General features: G+C 65.3%; 15 protein-coding genes and 1 riboswitch. Of the genes, 8 read left to right on the top strand and 7 right to left on the bottom strand.

The window, feature by feature from the left end:
- Positions 1-184 precede the first annotated feature (184 nt).
- From KHC23_RS17285 to KHC23_RS17275, 3 genes are all read left to right on the top strand, one after another.
- A complete protein-coding gene (locus KHC23_RS17285) occupies positions 185-967 on the top strand; it encodes a helix-turn-helix domain-containing protein (protein ID WP_213374084.1) in 783 nt (260 codons plus the stop codon).
- Between the two features lie 83 nt (positions 968-1,050).
- Positions 1,051-1,275, top strand: coding sequence for a hypothetical protein (locus KHC23_RS17280; RefSeq protein WP_213374082.1), 225 nt, complete (start codon positions 1,051-1,053; stop codon positions 1,273-1,275).
- Positions 1,272-3,761 carry an AAA family ATPase gene (locus KHC23_RS17275; protein ID WP_213374080.1) on the top strand — a complete coding sequence of 830 codons (2,490 nt, stop codon included), beginning with the start codon at positions 1,272-1,274 and terminating at the stop codon, positions 3,759-3,761. Before KHC23_RS17280 ends, KHC23_RS17275 begins: the two co-directional genes overlap by 4 nt.
- A gap of 1 nt (position 3,762) precedes the next feature.
- Here the strand turns inward: KHC23_RS17275 and KHC23_RS17270 are convergent, their stop codons facing one another.
- The 6 genes from KHC23_RS17270 to KHC23_RS17245 all read right to left on the bottom strand — a co-directional run bounded on the left by KHC23_RS17270 (position 3,763) and on the right by KHC23_RS17245 (position 10,076).
- Complete coding sequence (locus tag KHC23_RS17270) at positions 3,763-4,524, bottom strand: hypothetical protein (protein ID WP_213374078.1); 762 nt, start codon at positions 4,522-4,524, stop codon at positions 3,763-3,765.
- Positions 4,517-5,863 (bottom strand): PDDEXK nuclease domain-containing protein, encoded by a 1,347-nt coding sequence (locus KHC23_RS17265; RefSeq protein ID WP_213374076.1) that lies wholly within the window; start codon positions 5,861-5,863, stop codon positions 4,517-4,519. The genes KHC23_RS17270 and KHC23_RS17265 overlap by 8 nt, the downstream gene beginning before the upstream one ends.
- Positions 5,860-7,101: a tyrosine-type recombinase/integrase gene (locus KHC23_RS17260; protein WP_213374074.1), complete on the bottom strand. Its 1,242-nt coding sequence runs from the start codon at positions 7,099-7,101 to the stop codon at positions 5,860-5,862. Before KHC23_RS17260 ends, KHC23_RS17265 begins: the two co-directional genes overlap by 4 nt.
- A 155-nt stretch (positions 7,102-7,256) precedes the next feature.
- A complete protein-coding gene (locus KHC23_RS17255; RefSeq protein ID WP_213374072.1) occupies positions 7,257-7,934 on the bottom strand; it encodes a JAB domain-containing protein in 678 nt (225 codons plus the stop codon).
- Positions 7,935-7,951: 17 nt separating this feature from the next.
- A complete protein-coding gene (map, locus tag KHC23_RS17250) occupies positions 7,952-8,779 on the bottom strand; it encodes a type I methionyl aminopeptidase (RefSeq protein ID WP_213374070.1) in 828 nt (275 codons plus the stop codon).
- A gap of 115 nt (positions 8,780-8,894) precedes the next feature.
- Positions 8,895-10,076, bottom strand: a complete 1,182-nt coding sequence (locus tag KHC23_RS17245) for a GNAT family N-acetyltransferase (RefSeq protein WP_213374068.1) — start codon at positions 10,074-10,076, stop codon at positions 8,895-8,897.
- A gap of 149 nt (positions 10,077-10,225) precedes the next feature.
- On the opposite strand from KHC23_RS17245, the gene KHC23_RS17240 reads away from it, so the two are divergent.
- From KHC23_RS17240 to KHC23_RS17220, 5 genes are all read left to right on the top strand, one after another.
- Entirely contained in the window at positions 10,226-11,431 is a 1,206-nt protein-coding gene (locus tag KHC23_RS17240; protein ID WP_213374066.1) for a pyridoxal phosphate-dependent aminotransferase, read from the top strand.
- Between the two features lie 52 nt (positions 11,432-11,483).
- A complete protein-coding gene (locus KHC23_RS17235; RefSeq protein WP_213374064.1) occupies positions 11,484-12,062 on the top strand; it encodes a lysozyme inhibitor LprI family protein in 579 nt (192 codons plus the stop codon).
- Positions 12,063-12,176: 114 nt separating this feature from the next.
- Entirely contained in the window at positions 12,177-12,938 is a 762-nt protein-coding gene (locus tag KHC23_RS17230) for an SDR family NAD(P)-dependent oxidoreductase (RefSeq protein ID WP_213374062.1), read from the top strand.
- A gap of 123 nt (positions 12,939-13,061) precedes the next feature.
- Positions 13,062-13,970, top strand: a complete 909-nt coding sequence (locus KHC23_RS17225) for a sugar kinase (protein ID WP_213374060.1) — start codon at positions 13,062-13,064, stop codon at positions 13,968-13,970.
- Between the two features lie 202 nt (positions 13,971-14,172).
- Positions 14,173-15,060 (top strand): cation diffusion facilitator family transporter, encoded by an 888-nt coding sequence (locus tag KHC23_RS17220; RefSeq protein WP_213374495.1) that lies wholly within the window; start codon positions 14,173-14,175, stop codon positions 15,058-15,060.
- A gap of 3 nt (positions 15,061-15,063) precedes the next feature.
- Here the strand turns inward: KHC23_RS17220 and KHC23_RS17215 are convergent, their stop codons facing one another.
- Complete coding sequence (locus KHC23_RS17215) at positions 15,064-16,233, bottom strand: lytic murein transglycosylase (RefSeq protein WP_373878499.1); 1,170 nt, start codon at positions 16,231-16,233, stop codon at positions 15,064-15,066.
- A 225-nt stretch (positions 16,234-16,458) separates the two neighbouring features.
- Positions 16,459-16,586: riboswitch (TPP riboswitch) on the top strand.
- Positions 16,587-16,626 lie beyond the last annotated feature (40 nt).

Raw genomic sequence — 16,626 nt, 5'->3', positions numbered from 1 at the left:
GATCGGGCCTCTTTGACCGGGCATAATTGGCCGGTCATAAATGCCTAGTCAAGGGCGCCGCACATTGAATCGCTCAGTCTGCCGGTTTGCCGCTCGTGTGCCGCTCCGATTCCGGTCGGATGCCTCACGCTGCGTGGCTCCTCCATGTAGATTTGGGTCATCGAAAACGCGGAATGAGGTTGAGATGAAGAAGGTCGTGCCGAACGGGAAGGTCGTGAAAGCCTTGAGGGAGCAGCTCGAGAGACTGTCGACCCAAAAGGAAATGGCGAATGAAATCGGGGTCAGCGTTCGGATGCTTCGGATGATCGAAAATGAGAATGCGCCGATTACAGTAACAACGGCCGATCGGCTGGCAAAAGCGCTGCAAGTTCACCGCGAGCGGATCATCCTCGTCTCGGAGCCTTTGGAGATGGCGCCGACGGGAAGCGCGCCGGACGTCTTCTCCGCGCTGATGGAGGATGAAGACCGGCTCATACCCCGCAACGACTATGATATCGCCCGAGCGACCACGGATGAAGGCGCGCTCTATACCGAGGCAGCTCGCTCACACGACGTGGCCTGCATCATCGAGACGACGCTTGATGAGGAAACGGGGGCCTATGCGCAGGAACTGTTCGATATCCTCGTCGGCTTGTCCTGGTCGCAACGCGATATTCTCGTGGACATTCCCCCAGCTACGGAGATCGCGGTTCGCCGGCGTATCCGACAGCTCATCGTTCTTCTCAAGGGCAACGACATCTGGATCTATCAGACCTCTGTCTTGAGGAGATTGCCGGAGCGCTACACGGTCGCGCCGGCAGACGAGCCTTGCACGTATCAAAGCCGTCAGGTCGTGGCGCTGGGTCCGCCGGGTGAGTATGGCGAGACCACCATGCGTGTGCCGATCGATCACGGCCAGCCGTTCATCCTTCCGGCGTGGCGCAAGCTTCGCAAGGGCGACAATGAGGGGTTGGCGACGCCTCCATAACGGGAAGCAATCGTTTGATCATCAAGCTGTTGGGCGCGCGCTGAAATCGAATAAATGTGCATTTGGCGGAAGCCGGGGGGCATATGAAGTTTAAGCTGGAAAATACTTTCGAGGAAAATGTCGCCTTGTTTCAGGCTGAGGCCGAGCAAATCGATCCTGACTGCGCGAAGATCCTCTTCGACAATATGCATCTCCTGGATTCGGGAGGTGACACCGCGCCAAGCCGAGCAACGATCGGCGAGTTTCACAAGGCATTACTGGCTGCACTTAATGGTCTGTCCAACCCAACAGGCGAGGACAAGGCATGACGCGGTATTTCCTAGGCAGCTTATCGATCGAGGGCTTTCGCGGGATCAACAATGACGGCGACCCGCTCGTCCTCAAATTCAAATCCGACGCCGTCAACTCGGTCCATGCGCCGAACGGGGTCGGTAAAAGTTCAATATTCGAAGCCGTCTGTTTCGCGATCCACGGCATCGTTCCGCGCCTGAAGGCGCTCCAGGAAGCCGAGCAGGGCGACAGCTATATCGTCAATCGCTTCCATCCCGGGCAGCAGGCGACGGTCGACCTGATATTCGCCAGCGACGACGGGTCGCCGGATGTGGCGATCAAGGTGGTGCGGTCCGCCAACGGCGCGCGCCTTGTGACTTCTCCCAGCGGTCATGCTGATCCGCAGCAATTTCTGGCAAGTCTGCAGGAGGATTTTGTCCTCGTTGACTATAATCGGTTCGCGAAGCTGATCGACATCTCCGCCTTGGAGCGGGGGCGTTCTTTCGCATCGCTCGTGGGACTGAGCCGATATTCGCGCCTGCGCCAGGCCTTCGACGGCGCCAAGCGAACGCAAAACATCAACGGTGATCTGGGGCTCTCCGCGCTAGATGCTGAGGTGACCACAGGGGCGCGCGCGTTGAGCGCGATCGAGCGGCGTGTCATCGCCGCCCACGACGAGGTCGCCGGGGCGGGAGGCGCCGCCGTCGATAAGCTTTCCGATTTGAAGGCGGCGGTGACAACCGCCTTGTCCGCCATCGCCTTGCTCAAGCCATTGATCGGCGCGGCCTCGGTCATGGATCTCGATTTCGACGCCGCGGAGCTGGCGATCGAGAAGGAGGAAGGCGGGGAAGCGCGCAAAATGCTGGATGCGCTGACCACCTCGGTCACGTCGCTATCGGGGCTAGAAGTCACGGTGGAGGAACTGGCTGACCTTGATCGGCTGCTTGAGCTGGCCGGAAGGAGAGACGAAGCGGTGCGCAGCGTTGGCGCGGAAGCATTGCATGCCCTTTTGCGCGATGCGCTGGCTGTGGTGTCCGGCGCCGATTGGCACGACCCGAATCAATGTCCAGTTTGCGAGGCGAAAGGCAGTGTCCCCCTAAAACCGCGGCTGGAAGGCAAGATCGCTAAATACGATGCCGCCGCCCAGCTAGGCGCCGAACTTGTCAAGGATGTCGCCACGGCGCCTGGGATCGCGAAGCTCCGCCAGGTTGAAGAGGCGGCGGCCATGGCGATCGCAACGGGCGATCGACTGCACGTCGCGTTCGATTTGGCGGCCAAGAAGGGCGATGTGGCGACCTCCGACCTGGAGGGCATCAAGGCGCGTCTCGGGGTTCTTGAAACGCAGCGCGGCGAGACTCTTGCTCGGGTGCAGGAAGAGGCTGACGCATTGCAGGCGCGGTTGCCGCCGTCATTGGTGCAGGTGACCCGCATCCTCAGTTTCGCAAAGCAGTTCCGCGATGCCGTGCTGGAATACGAGAGCGGTGCGCCAGCGCTCAAGGCGAAACAGGACAAGCTCAAGGTTCTGAATCGTTGGAAGACGTTCATCACGCGTGCCGGCCAGAGCTTCGCCGACGCCGAGGCCGCGCTGGCTAACGAGCGGATTGCCGAGATTCAGACCGCTTGCCAGGATCTGTTTGGTCGGTTCGTGCGCGGCGGGCCTGATGTGAAGCCGACCCTGAGCCGGGCGCAGAACAGCGAGAACGTTGATCTGAAGCTCGCGGACTTCTTCGGCCTTCAGGACCTCAGCGCCCGGGCTCTCCTCTCGGAAAGCTATCGGAACGCTGTGGCAGCCGCGATTTTCCTGGCGGCTGCGACCAAGCACAGCGGCGTTCCGCGCTTCATGGTACTTGACGACGTGACGTCCAGCTTTGACGCTGGTCACCAGTTCGCGTTGATGGACGCGGTGCGGACATTGCTACGCTATGGCGCAGTGCCGGACGGGCTGCAGTTCATTTTCTTGAGCCATGACACCAGCCTGGAGAAATACTTCGACAAGCTGAACGGCACCGCGGATTGGCATCACCAGAAGTTGCAGGGCATGCCTCCGAAAGGGCGGCTCATGGTATCGGCTCAAGAGGCTGATCGTCTCAAGGCGCAGGCGTTGCAGCATCTGAATGCTGGCCAGATCGATATTGGTGCACCGTTTCTGCGGCAGTATCTCGAATACAAGCTGGGACAGATCATCGCCAAGCTGGAGGTCCCGGTTCCACCGGACTATGCCACCCGTGGCGACAAGCGGACGCTCTCGACCTACATCGACGCGATCGGCGAGGCAGTGAAGCTTTATCATGCGGCCAATCGGTGTGTGCTGACGCCTCAGCAGATCACCGATCTCCAAAACCATCATGTGCCATCGATCGTTGGCAATTTCGTCAGCCACTACGAGACCGGCGCAGGTACTCCCTTCAACGCTTATGCATTGCTGGGTGTGCTGCAGAGCATCGATGCGCTGGCAGACTGCTTCACATATGTTGATCCAGCCAACAACCAGAAGCGCTTTTACCGCCGGTTGGACCGGCGCTAGGCTAGATTTCGGGGAGGGAGGGATCGACGAGTTCGAGCATTCCCTCCGCGACCATCAGATCAATGGCGAGGCCGAGGGCCTCGGTTTCGTTCTCGGTGAAGCGCGCGTTGTCATATCGGGTAGCGAGGTCGATGCTGAGCTCTTCGATCAGGCGCACGACCATGTAGATGTGCAGCGCGTAGGACCGTCGGGCGAGCCCTTCATCGGTCTCCGGAAAGTAGCGCGTCAGGTTCGTTGGTCCGGGGAGGCCATCCATCTCGCCGTCCCATTCTGTCGCGCTCTGCACGATGTCATGTTGCGAAACGTGGGCGGCGGCCGACAGCCCGCCGTAGAGCCGGGCGAGTGATTGTTCCAGGGCGGCGATATTCGGGGCGCCATTGAGTTTTCGCCGGTTTGCACGAACTGCCTTGAGCTGAGCGAGTATCTCAAGTTCCTGGCGCAGCATCGCGTGCGCTTGCAGGTAGCGGGCCTCTGCGATGGCTGTCTCACAAGGGGCCATCCCGATCACGAAGGCGGCGAAGAGGGCGTCACGCTCGAAAGCGGTCCGCTCACCTTCGACAACGGTCCCGTTGATACGCAACAGGCCGCTGGCGAGGACGCCCGTCACGAGCAAATGGGCATCGATCAGCCGTCCGTAGACGGCCATCGATTTGGCCTTGGCTTGGTCGCCATAAACCTTCTGGACGGCATAGAGGGTCGCGGCTTGCTCGATCAGTTCCTGTTTGTGAGGCTCGATCGCCTCCTCGTTCAGGGCATCAGTCATCGGTGTCTATTGCCCTGAGTTCGGCCAGGAAGATCGTGCCGACCTCCACCGCCCGCTTCGCTACGTCGGTGTCGACGTCCACGCCGTGTGAGGCTTCGTTCATCGCCCGCAGGGAGCCAAGCATCTGCTCGGTGCTGGCCGGCGCCAGGCCCTGCCGCTGGAGGTCACGCAGCATGTTCATGATGCCGACTGGTCGATTGACGACGACGCCTCTCGCGGCGGCGAGGTTGCGGAGGGCGCGCTCGATCTCGATGCGGAGCTTGACCACTGACATCAGCGGGAATTCTCGTGCGAATTCTTCGACGGTCGGCAATTCATGCTGGAGCTGAGGCGGTAGTGCGGGTGACAGACGGTACTGGGCCACGCCCATCGGCTTGCTGCTGTCGCGCAGGGCATATTCGACGATCACCTCGTTGCGGCCCTTGCACAGAATGATGCCGATGGTCGGCTGATCGTCCCTATGCCGAAGCTGGTCGTCGACGGCAGAGAGGTAAAAGTTCATCTTGCCCGCGAATTCAGGCTTGAAGTCCTCGATCTTCAGCTCGATCACGACGAAGCACCGCAGCCGAAGGTGATAGAAAAGCAGGTCGAGATAGTAATCCTGCCCGCCGATCTCGAGATGGTATTGGCTGCCGACGAAGGCGAAGCCCTTGCCGAGTTCGAGGATGAGCGAACGCAGATGCTCGATCAGCCCGCGTTCGAGGTCGCGTTCCAACATGTCGGGGCCGAGCGCGAGGAAGTCGAATGTGTAAGGGTCTTTGAGGAGCTGCTGGGCAAGCTCGGACTGTTGGGCAGGAAGGGTTCGCGAGAAGTTGGTGAGCGCGCTGCCTTGGCGGGCGAACAGATCGCTCTCGATCTGGTGGACGAGGACGGGACGGCTCCAGCCATGTTCAATGGCCTGTCGAGCGTACCATGCGCGTTCCTCGGTCGCCTTGACGCTATCGAGTAGGCTGACGTTATGGCCCCAGGGTAATTGTGCAATGACCCGTTGCACAAATTCGCTGTCCGGCCAGGCGTCAGCCAAAGCGCGCATATATTTCAGGTTTCGAGCCGAGAGGCCGGTCATTTCAGGGAAAGCCCGGCGGAGATCCTCAGCCAGGCGGTCGATGACCTTGGCGCCCCAACCCTCACGCCCCTGCCGGGCCAGGATATCACGGCCGATGCCCCAGTAGAGCAGAATCAGTTCACGATTGACCGATAGGCTGGCGCGATAGCGCGCCTCGGCGATCTTCTGCTTCAAGTCACCGACGAAGGCAGAATAGCTTTGCGCGTCGATCTCGGCGGCCGTTTTCGCGGCCTTGGCGCGGCGGGGCGTCGGTTTGGCCGGAGGGCGGCTCATGCGGCCGCCTTCAGACGCTTCTTCGCCAGCATGGCGCGAACGAATTTGTCCCATTTCGCCATGCCGGCGCGCTTCTCGACCATGTAGTGCCAGCGATCGTAGTGCTTGGAGCTGACGTCCTGTAGCGCATGATTCTGGAGGCGATCGCGGATTTCCTTCGGCACGCCCGCCTTGCCGGCCAGCGTTTTGAAGGTGCGGCGGAGATCGCGGTTCGTCGCATAAGGGATCACGCCGCGGTCCCTCTGGCGCCAGACGAAGCTATAGAGCGTGCCGTGGCTGACGGGCTGCTTCGGGTCTTTGGCCGAGGGGAAGAACCAGCCGTATCCGTTCGGCTTGATCGACTCGATCAACTCGGCGGCGAGCAGAGGCACGGGAACGGCGTGAGGCTGCTCGTTCTTGGTCTTGGACCAGTCGATGATACGCTCTTTGGCGTCCCACTGATCGACATGGAGTCGCGCGATCTCCTCGACGCGCTGGCCGGTCAGCAAAATAAGCTGCACAGCGCGCGGATAGGAGGGGTGAACCGGCGTGTCGGGGCACTCTAGCCAGCGATAGAGCTGAACGAACTCATCTTCGTCGAGCCAGCGAGTGCCTTTGACCTTGGGTTCAGTCGGGATGCCCGTCGCCGGATTGAAAGGAAGCCGGAAGCGACGAGAGGATTGCTGCCGATAGTCGTTGTCGGACTTCATGCCCCAACTAAAGGCGGCATGGAGGTATGAGCGCACATGGTCGGCCATCGACTTTGCGCCGCGCTCGTAGATCGGACGGATCAGCTCGATAATTTCCTCGGCCTCGATCTCGCGGGCGAGGCGGTTACGTCCGAGCGTGTCGGCGATCTTGTTGAGGCCTTTTTCCGTTTCCTTCCAGGATGGCTTGCCCGCATCCTTGAGCGCGGCGACATAGCCCTCGAACAGATCGGTGACGGTGCCGGGGCGAGTGTCGGTGGCGATCTTGATGCTACGCCCCTTCTGGATGACGTCCGCGAAGTCGCGCTTGTAGATTTCGCGGGCTTGCGCGAGCGACATTGAGGGATAGGCGCCGATCTTCTTCTTGGTGCGTTTGCCGTCCCGCCATTGCTGAGCCATCCAGTCAGCGGTGACACGTTTCGGCATGGGCTTGAGAACAAGGACGAGACGGCCGGTACCGCGCCCTTCGCCATCGGTGAGGTTCTCTTGCTTGTGACTGATCTCGACGCGCTTCAGCGCATGTCGGATCGCGGTATCGGTTAGGGCGGGCATAGCGTTTTCCTCCTTTCCGGAACTGGGATCGGTCGAGGAGAAGCAGGGATCGCTAGCTGGGAGCGGAAGGCCGTTTTCTACCCCTTTTACAGCCCCCAATTTGCCAAAACCGCCCCCACTACGCAATACCCAAAAATCGCTATTTTATCAGTGATTCAATGTGCTTGGGCGTGACCTAGTGTGATCGAAGAGAGGGTAGTGGGATGGTTGTGGACCAGGATGATGGCGCTCGCCGCCACCTCCAGTGCGCGCTTCACCACCTCGCGCGGATAGACCGGCGTGTGGTCCACGGTACCGCGCTGCTGCACCTCGTCGAGGATGAGCTGGTTGCGCTTGTCGAGGAAGAGGACGCGGAACTGCTCCTGCTCGACAAAGGCCATGCTGGCGCGGCAATGGGCGATCACCGCGCTCCAGGAGGACAGGAGCGGGCGCGCCCGCACCTGTCCGCGCGTGACCCGCTCCACCGCGGCGCCGATCAGCTTGAGCTCGGTGACGATGGCCTCGCCCACGCCCTTCACTTCACGCAGCCGACCGGGCGGGGCGGCGATCACTTCGGCGAAGGAGCCGAAACGGTCGATCAGCGCCTTGGCCAGCGGCTTCACATCGGCGCGGGAGACGGCGCGGAACAGCACCAGTTCGAGCAGTTCGTAATCGGGCAGCGCCTCGCCTCCGGCCTGGCGGAAGCGCTCGCGCAGCCTCTCGCGATGGCCGACAAAATGCGGCTCCGCCTCGGCGAAGCCGGCGGGCAGAACCGCCGGCGTGGCGGCCGGCGGCGGCCCGGCGGCGGACACCTCACCACCGCCGCCGCTCCGCCCTGCTCGGTTGCGCGCCATGCGGGCTCCCGCCTCACTCAGTCATTGCTGAAGATCGGCTTGTGGTAGCCCTTGGGCGAGAGCGTGAAGATCTCGCAGCCGGTCTCGGTCACGCCCACCGTGTGCTCGAACTGGGCGGAGAGCGAGCGATCGCGCGTCACCGCCGTCCAGCCGTCGGACAGCACCTTCACATGCGGCCGGCCGAGATTGATCATCGGCTCGATGGTGAAGATCATGCCGGGCAGCAGCTCCGGCCCGTCGCCGCGGCGGCCGACATGCACGATGTTCGGCTCGTCGTGGAAGATCTGGCCGACGCCATGGCCGCAGAAATCCCGCACCACGCTCATGTGGAACGGCTCGACGAATTCCTGGATCGCCGCGCCGATGTCGCCGACATGGCGGCCGGGCTTCACCTCGGCGATGCCGCGCATCATCGATTCATAGGTCACGTCGAGCAGCCGTTCGGCGCGGCGGGGGATCTCCCCCACCGGGTACATGCGGCTTGAATCGCCGTACCAGCCCTCGACGATCAGCGTCACGTCGACATTGACCACGTCGCCCTCGCGCAGCGGCTTGTCGTTCGGGATGCCGTGGCAGACGACATGGTTGATCGAGGTGCAGGTGGACTTGCGGTAGCCGCGATACATCAGCGTCGCCGGCAGGGCGCCATGGTCCATGGCGAACTCGAAGACCAGTCGGTCGATCGCCTCGGTGCTGACGCCCGGCGCCACCAGCTCGTGCACCAGGTCGAGCGCCTGCGCGGTCAGCTGCCCGGCCTTGCGCATGCCGGCGAAACCCTCGGGGCCGTGCAGCTTGATATGTCCGGTCTTGCGCAGCGGCGCACCGGCCGCCTCCACATAGCTCATCGTCGAAAGTCCAATTGTGTCGCGTCGGGGCGATCGCTGCGCCGAATGTAAGCCATCCGCCGGCTGGCGCAAGGAAAGCGCGTGCCGAACCCGCCGGGGACGAGCCCGCCGCCGCTCAGCCCAGTACCTTCGCCATATGCACCAGCCGCCGGTCCGGCAACTGCTCGACCCGCTCGATGGCATAGCCCTTGCGGCGGTACCACTGGATGTTGGCGGAGAGCGGTTCGCCGGTATAGAGCCGCACCGCAGGCCGGCCGAGCGCCCGCGCCCGCGCCTCGGCGGCCGCCAGCAGGAGATTGCCATGGCCGAAGCCCTGCGCCCGCGGGCAGGCGGCGAGGCTGTCGGCCAGCAGATCCCCGGCGCGCGGCTGCAGGATGGCGACACCGGCAAGCCCCTCCGCGCCGTCGAGAACCCAGACTTCACGTTCGCGGAACACCTGCGCGTAGTCCCACAGCAGTGGCACCGGCTCGACGCCGAGCAGGATGCGGTTGCGGGCATAGGCCGCGCGCTGCAGCGTCTCCACCTCCGTCAGGTCGGAGAGGTCGGCGCGGCGCAGGGTGCGGCCCTCGACCGCCAACTCCCGCGCGTTGAGCACCGACAGCGACACGTGCTGCCGACCCTCGCCGTCGAAATTCTCCGGTGCCAGCCAGGCCTCCATCGCCACCGCGATCTGCGGCCACTCCTCCGACAGGATGGAGAACCACGCCGTGTCACGGTTGCGGCCCTTGACGATCATGTGGTGGCGAAAAAGTCCCTCGAAGCGGAAACCGTAGCGTTCCGCCGCCCGGCGCGAGGGGGCGTTCAGCGCGTTGCACTTCCACTCATAGCGACGGTAGCCCAGCGTCTGGAAGACGTGACCGGCCATCAGGTACATCGCCTCGGTGCCGGCGGGCGTACGCATCAGCGCCGGGGTGTAGAGGATGTGGCCGACCTCGATCGTCCGGTTCGCCGGGTCGATCCGGAGATAGGTGGCATGGCCCACCGCGACGCCGCTCGCCTTGTCGATGATCGCGAACATCAGCGGATCGTCGCGCCGCGACGCCGGGTCGTAATAGGCGGCGAAGGCGTCATAGTCGGCATAGGGGCCGTTGGGCAGATAGGCCCAGATCGCCTCCTTTTCCGGCCCGTGGCTCGCCGCGAACAGCGCCGGCCCGTGCGTCGCGAGGTCGAAGGGGACGATATCGACATGCCGGCCGGCAAGGCGGATCGGCCCCGGCCGCTGCGCCGGAACGGTATCGACGGGAGCGCCGATCGGCAGCGCCCCGCGCTCGGATGTCTGGTCGTGCGGCACACCCATCAGCGTCTCACCCACTCGCGCGGCCGTCGGCCCGGCCTGCGGAAACCCTTGAAGCTCGCCCCTCTCCCGTGTGACAGGAATAGCAAAGACTGCAAGAGCTTTGACCCGACCTGCCGCCCGAAACGCCGTCGAAACGCCGCGAGGACCCGATGATGCCAGTTGCTCCTTCCCCGATACATCCCGTCGCGGCCTTCGGGCGGATCGGCGAGGAGAACGCCTTCGCCGTGCTGGCGCGCGCCGCCGCGCTCGCGGCGCAGGGGCGCGACATCATCAATCTCGGCATCGGCCAGCCCGATTTCCCGACGCCCGGCCACATCGTCGAGGCCGCTATCAAGGCGCTGCGCGACGGCCAGCACGGCTACACCCCCTCGGTCGGCATCCAGCCGCTGCGCGAGGCGGTGGCGGGCGACATCCACCGCCGATTCGGCCTGGAGATCGACCCCGGCCGGGTGATGATCGTGCCCGGCGGCAAGGTCACGATGTTCTCGGCTATTCTCATGCTGGGCGAGCCCGGGACGGAAATCCTCTATCCCGATCCCGGCTTTCCGATCTACCGCTCGATGATCGAGTTCACCGGCGCCACACCGGTGCCGGTGCCCGCGCGCGAGGAGAACGGCTTCGGCTTTTCCGCCGCGGAGGCGCTCTCGCTCATCACCGAGCGCACCCGCCTCGTGATCCTCAACTCGCCGGCCAACCCGACCGGCGGCGTCACCCCGAAGGCCGAGATCGACGCCTTCGTCGCCGGGCTGGCGCGGCACCCCCACGTCGCCATCCTATCGGATGAGATCTACGACCAGTTCCTGTTCGACGGCGAGGCGCACACGACGCTGCTGGCCTATCCGGAAATCCGCGACCGCCTGATCCTACTTAATGGCTGGTCGAAGACCTATGCCATGACCGGCTGGCGGCTCGGCTGGGCGCTGTGGCCGGAGGCCCTGTTCGACGCCGCCCGCAAGCTCGCGGTCAACGCCTGGTCCTGCGTCAACGCCCCGGCGCAATTTGGCGCGCTGGCCGCATTGACCGGGCCGCAGGACTGCGTGGCGGAGATGGTCGCCGCCTTCGATCGCCGCCGGCATCTGGTGGTCGAGGGGCTCAACGCCCTGCCGGGGGTGCGCTGCGCCGTACCGAAGGGAGCGTTCTACGCCTTCCCCAACATTGCCGGCACCGGCTGGGGTTCGGCGAAGGCGCTCGCCACCGCCTTGCTCGACGACGCCGGAGTCGCCACCATAGGCGGGCCGGATTTCGGCGTGTTCGGCGAGGGCTATATCCGCCTCTCCTATGCCAATTCGGCCGAGAATATCTCGCGCGCGCTGGAGCGCATGGACAGCTTCCTGCGAACCGCCCGCGCAGCCTGACCCCGGCGCCCTGACCTCGGCGCCCCCGCAGCCGAGCGGAGAGGAGGAGACGATGACGCACCCGGTCCGCCGCTTCGGCCCGATTGCCGCCGCGCTGCTGCTTCTCTGCACGGCGGTGCCGGCCGTCCGGGCGGGCGACGCCGCGCAATGCCGGCGCGAGAACGCAGATCCGCGCGGCTATCTCGACTGTCTCAACCTGCTGCAGAGGACCGGCGAACAGGCGCTGCAGCGCAGCGTCGACGGCGTAGAGGCGGCGATCGAGGCGCGCGAGGACCTGCAGCCGTCGCAGCGCCGTCGCTGGATTTCGCTGTTCCGGGAGTCACAGGGCCGGTTCGTGCACTGGCGCAATTTCGAGTGTCAGAGCATTGCGCCATTCGAGGGCGAAGGCAGCCGGCAGACTGTTGGCGGGCGTCTCGGCGGCATCGGCGTCATCGAGCAGCGCCTCGTCTGCCTGATCAGCCATAATGAGCGCCGGGCAACCGACCTGGAAGCGCGCTACGCGCCGGCCGGAGGCTGGCCGCCATTGCCTGCCGCCGCACCGGAAGCCGCCGCCCCCGCGACCGGGCGAAGCGGCGCCGCGTCCCCCGTCGTCCCCGCCGGCGTCCCGCGCATCATCGACCTCGCTCCCTGAGACCGTTTCGAGAATAGGCCGACCCGCCGCCTTGTGCCTTCGCGGTTGTGCGGGGATCATGCCGTATCAGCGTTTCCTCAGCTTTCCCCCTGAATGAGTGAAGGATCACCGAACATGGATCTCGGACTGAAGGGTCTGCGCGCCGTCGTTACCGGCGGCACCAAGGGCATCGGCCTCGCCATTGCCGAGACGCTCGCCGCCGAGGGCTGCGACGTCGCGCTGTGCAGCCGCAACGGCGCGGAAGCGGAAGCCACCGCTGCCCGCCTCGCCGAGACCGGCGCGAAGACGCTCGGCGTCGCTGCCGACGTGTCCGATGGCGCCGCCCTCGCCGCCTTTGTGGAGAAGGCCGCCGAGACGTTCGGCGGGCTCGACATCGTCGTCGCCAATGTCAGCGCACTCGCGGTCGGCCATGACGAGGAGCACTGGAAGAAGGGCTTCGACACCGACCTGATGGGCACGGTCCGTCTCGTCAATGCCGCGATGCCCTGGCTGGAGAAGAGCGCGGCCGCCTCCATCGTCGCCATTTCATCGGTATCGGGCCGTGAGATCGATTTCGCCTGCGGCCCCTACGGCGTGTTCAAGGCGGCGCTCATCCACTACATGCAGGGCCTCGCCTTCCAGCTGGCGCCGAAGAAGATCCGCGCCAACACGGTCTCGCCAGGCAACACCTATTTCGACGGCGGCATCTGGAACCAGATCAAGGACGGCAACCCGGCCCTGTTCGCCGAGGCGTTGGCGCTCAACCCCACCGGCCGCATGGCGACACCGCAGGAAATCGCCAATGCCGCGGTCTTCCTGGCGAGCCCGGCCGCGAGCTTCGTCTACGGCACCAACCTCGTCGTCGATGGCGCCCTGACCCGCGGCGTGCAGCTCTGAGCCGGCCGATCCCGTGCCCCCCTCGGCGGCACGGGATATCGCCCCGATTCCGCCCGGACCTTGCCTCGCCGGGGGATTAGGGCGAGGCTCCCGCGCGAATCGACGCGCGACACGGAGGGACGCATGGCCAAGGTAATCTCGATCGGCGAAGTCATGGTCGAGCTGGCGCGCGGCGCCGATGGACGTTTCAGCCAGGCCTCCGGCGGCGACACCTTCAACACCGCCGTCTATCTCGCCCGCGCCGGCATCGATGTCGCCTACGCCACCGCCCTCGGCGACGACCCTTATTCCGATGCGATCCACGCCTCCGCCCAGGGCGAGGGCATCGACACCCGGCTGATGGCCCGCCTGCCGGGCCGCACGGCGGGGCTCTATCTGATCGACACCGACCCGCAGGGCGAGCGCACCTTCACCTATTGGCGCGACGCCGCGCCGGCGCGCGAGCTTTTCGAGCTGCCGGGCTGGGAAGCGGTGTGCGAATCGCTGATCGAGGCCAACCTCATCTATCTCTCGGGAGTCACCCTCTCGCTCTATTCCAATGCCGGGCTCGGCCGGCTGCTGGCGACGCTGGAATTCGCCCGCGAGCGCGGCACCCGCATCGTCTTCGATGGCAATTTCCGCCCGCGCAACTGGCAGGGCGACGTTGCCCGCGCCCGCGCGGTCTATGCCGAAGCCCTCAAGCGCACCTCGATCGCCCTGCCCACCTTCGAGGACGAGGCGACGCTGTGGGGCGACGGCTCGCCGACCGCCACCGCAGAGCGCCTCGCCACCTTCGGCGTGCAGGAAATCGTGGTGAAGAACGGCGCCGAGGGCGCGCTGGTCGTCACCGGGGGGGCGGCGCAGTTCGTCCCCATCCCGCAGCCGGTCGAACCGGTCGACACCACGGCGGCGGGCGACAGCTTCAACGCCGCCTATCTTGCCGCGCGGCTTTCCGGCGAGGCGCCGGCCGCGGCGGCCGAAGCCGGCCATCTTCTCGCCGGCCGCGTCATCCGCCATCGCGGGGCGATCCTGCCGCGCCACGCCAACGCCTGACGCGCCGCAACCTGTTCGCACTCCGGCCGCTTTCCCGCATCATCGCTTTCGGAACGCCCCCAGGCCTTGGTCAACAGGCCGGAGACCTGTGCAAACGCTTCTGCGAATGACTTGCAAGTCATTGAACTTACTTGATTTTCCTGTAACGAGCGACTAATCGCTGCGGCACGGGGCGCGCGGCGCCGAAACGGGCATGGCGCCGATGGCTCACTCCTCGCGGATCGCATTGATCAATGTCGGCATCAGCATGCTGGTGCTGGGGCTGAAATATCTCGCCTTCCTGCTGACCGGCAGCGTGGCGCTGTATTCCGACGCGCTGGAAAGCATCGTCAATGTGGCGACCGCCATCGCCGCGGTGGTGGCGCTGCGGGTCAGCGCCAAGCCGGCCGACGCCGCCCATCCCTATGGCTATGCCAAGGCGGAATATTTCTCCGCCGTCATCGTCGGCGTGCTGATCGTGGTGGCGGCGATCTCGATCTTCCGCGAAGTCTATCTCGGCTGGCTTTCGCCGCACGGTTTCGACGCCTCGCCGCAGGGGATTGCGGTCAACGCCCTCGCCACCGTCATCAACGGCGCGTGGTGCGCCGTGCTGATCCGCCAGGGCCGGCGCGCCCGCTCGCCGGCGCTCGCCGCCGATGGGCGGCATCTGCTGACCGATGTCATCTCCTCCGCCGGCGTGCTGGTCGGCGTCGTGCTGGCAGCGCTCTCGGGCTGGGAGAAGCTCGACCTCGTGCTGGCCGGCCTCGTCGCCTTCAACATCCTGTGGTCGGGCTGGTCGGTGCTGAAGGAGAGCGTCGGCGGGCTGATGGACCAGGCGGTGCCGGCGGACACGCTGGAGCGCATCCGCAAGCGCATCGCCGCCGAGGCGACCGGCGCCATCGAGGCGCACGATCTGCGCACCCGGCAGGCGGGCCGCATGATCTTCGTCGACTTCCACCTCGTCGTGCCCGGCGACATGGCGGTCAGCCACGCTCACGCCATCTGCGACCGCATCGAGGACGCGCTGGAGGCCGAGGTCGCCGACGTGCTCGTCAACATCCATGTCGAGCCGGAAGTGAAGGCCAAGCAACAGGGCGTGCCGGTGCTCTGACGCTCACTTTCCCGCGCGCAGGGCCGCCAGCAGCTCGGGGGTCGGGTAGGAATCGGCCGGCAGGCCGAGCCGCATCTGCTCGACCTTGATCGCTTGCCGCGTCGCCGCGCCGACAATGCCGTCGATGCGCCCGACATGGTGGCCGCGCGCGTTCAGCAGCGTCTGCAACTCCTTGGCCTGCGCCATGGAAAGCACCGGGATCTTGTCGCCCTGCCCGCGGTTGAACGGCCCCGCCCCGGCGACGCGCGAGGCGAGATAGGCCGCCGAGGTGGCGTAGACGAGCGAGTTGTTCCACTCGGTGAACACGTCGAAATTCGGATAGACGAGGAAGGCCGGGCCGTTCCGCCCCATCGGCAGCAGCAGCGAGGCCGGGAGCTGGTCGGCCGGAAGCTGTCCCCCGCCGGCCCGCACCACGCCCATGCGCGCCCATTGCGCGCGCGGAATCTTGGTCGAAAGGTCGGCCTTGTCCCAGGGCAGGTCCGCCGGCACCCGCACTTCCTCCAGCCAGGGCTGGCCGGCCTTCCAGCCCAGCGCCTGGATGTAGTTGGCCGCCGAGGCCAGGGCGTCGGGGGTGGAGCGGATCAGGTCGACCCGCCCGTCGCCGTCGAAATCGATGCCGTAATTGAGATAATGGTCGGGCAGGAACTGAAACTGGCCGAGTTCGCCCGCCCACGGGCCGCGCATGGTCTGCGCGGTCAGGTCGCCGCGGTCGATGATCTTCAGCGCGGCCATCAACTGGGTACGGAACATCTCCGAACGTCGGCAGTCCCAGGCCAGAGACGCCACCGAGCGGATCGTCTGCTTGTCGCCCATGAAGGCGCCGAAATCGGTCTCCAGCCCCCAGAAGGCGACCAGCACCGCGCCGGGCACGCCGAAGCGCTGCTCGATCCGGCTGAACAGCTCCGGATTCTTCTGGATCTTCTGCCGACCCTGCTGAATGCGGTAATTGGCGACCATGCGGTCGGAGAACTGGAAGAAGCTCTGCCCGAACACCTTCTGCCCGCGATCGGTGCCGACGATGTCCGGCGCGTAGGTCACCCCTTTGAGTGCCGAGGCAACGGTGCGCGGCGACACGCCTTCCGCCACCGCCTGCTGCCTGAAGCCGGCGAGCCACGCATCGAAGCCGGCCCCGGTGGTGCCGCAGTTCTGCTGGGCGCGCGCCCCGGCCGGCATGGCGAAGGGCGCGGCGAGCGCCGCCAGAACGGCGATCCTGCCGAGCCAGATCTTCCCGCCAAGCCAAGGCTTCCCGCCGAGCAAAAACGTTCCGCTGCGCATGGCACTCCCCGGTGAATCGGTCTGCAACATTTCGTGCGTCTCTAGCAATCTACAGGAAATACGGCGCCCGCAGGGTGACGGTTCAGCGGATTTGACCCGACGCCGACTTTGGTCGAAGATTGCTCTCGTTCCAAGGGGAGCCCCGCTAGGGGGCTGAGAGAGCGCCGGCCACGCCGCAAGGCAGGGCAACGCGATGACCCTTCGAACCTGATCCGGGTCATGCCGGCGAAGGGATCGGAACCGAATGGCGTCGCGTCTCGGGGCATTGCCCATGGCGCACAGCGCCATCCT

This window comes from Ancylobacter dichloromethanicus, assembly GCF_018390645.1.
In the GTDB taxonomy this organism is placed as follows: domain Bacteria; phylum Pseudomonadota; class Alphaproteobacteria; order Rhizobiales; family Xanthobacteraceae; genus Ancylobacter; species Ancylobacter dichloromethanicus.
This window is presented reverse-complemented; position numbering and strand designations above follow the sequence as displayed.

Excerpts from the sequence above, each read along its gene's own strand:
- KHC23_RS17220 (WP_213374495.1), top strand. The coding sequence starts at position 14,173 with ATGGCTCACTCCTCGCGGATCGCATTGATCAATGTCGGCATCAGCATG.
- KHC23_RS17225 (WP_213374060.1), top strand. The coding sequence starts at position 13,062 with ATGGCCAAGGTAATCTCGATCGGCGAAGTCATGGTCGAGCTGGCGCGC.
- KHC23_RS17255 (WP_213374072.1), bottom strand. The coding sequence starts at position 7,934 with ATGGCGCGCAACCGAGCAGGGCGGAGCGGCGGCGGTGGTGAGGTGTCC.
- KHC23_RS17230 (WP_213374062.1), top strand. The coding sequence starts at position 12,177 with ATGGATCTCGGACTGAAGGGTCTGCGCGCCGTCGTTACCGGCGGCACC.
- KHC23_RS17260 (WP_213374074.1), bottom strand. The coding sequence starts at position 7,101 with ATGCCCGCCCTAACCGATACCGCGATCCGACATGCGCTGAAGCGCGTC.
- KHC23_RS17280 (WP_213374082.1), top strand. The coding sequence starts at position 1,051 with ATGAAGTTTAAGCTGGAAAATACTTTCGAGGAAAATGTCGCCTTGTTT.
- KHC23_RS17265 (WP_213374076.1), bottom strand. The coding sequence starts at position 5,863 with ATGAGCCGCCCTCCGGCCAAACCGACGCCCCGCCGCGCCAAGGCCGCG.
- map (WP_213374070.1), bottom strand. The coding sequence starts at position 8,779 with ATGAGCTATGTGGAGGCGGCCGGTGCGCCGCTGCGCAAGACCGGACAT.
- KHC23_RS17215 (WP_373878499.1), bottom strand. The coding sequence starts at position 16,233 with ATGCCGGCCGGGGCGCGCGCCCAGCAGAACTGCGGCACCACCGGGGCC.
- KHC23_RS17245 (WP_213374068.1), bottom strand. The coding sequence starts at position 10,076 with ATGGGTGTGCCGCACGACCAGACATCCGAGCGCGGGGCGCTGCCGATC.
- KHC23_RS17270 (WP_213374078.1), bottom strand. The coding sequence starts at position 4,524 with ATGACTGATGCCCTGAACGAGGAGGCGATCGAGCCTCACAAACAGGAA.
- KHC23_RS17285 (WP_213374084.1), top strand. The coding sequence starts at position 185 with ATGAAGAAGGTCGTGCCGAACGGGAAGGTCGTGAAAGCCTTGAGGGAG.
- KHC23_RS17275 (WP_213374080.1), top strand. The coding sequence starts at position 1,272 with ATGACGCGGTATTTCCTAGGCAGCTTATCGATCGAGGGCTTTCGCGGG.
- KHC23_RS17240 (WP_213374066.1), top strand. The coding sequence starts at position 10,226 with ATGATGCCAGTTGCTCCTTCCCCGATACATCCCGTCGCGGCCTTCGGG.
- KHC23_RS17235 (WP_213374064.1), top strand. The coding sequence starts at position 11,484 with ATGACGCACCCGGTCCGCCGCTTCGGCCCGATTGCCGCCGCGCTGCTG.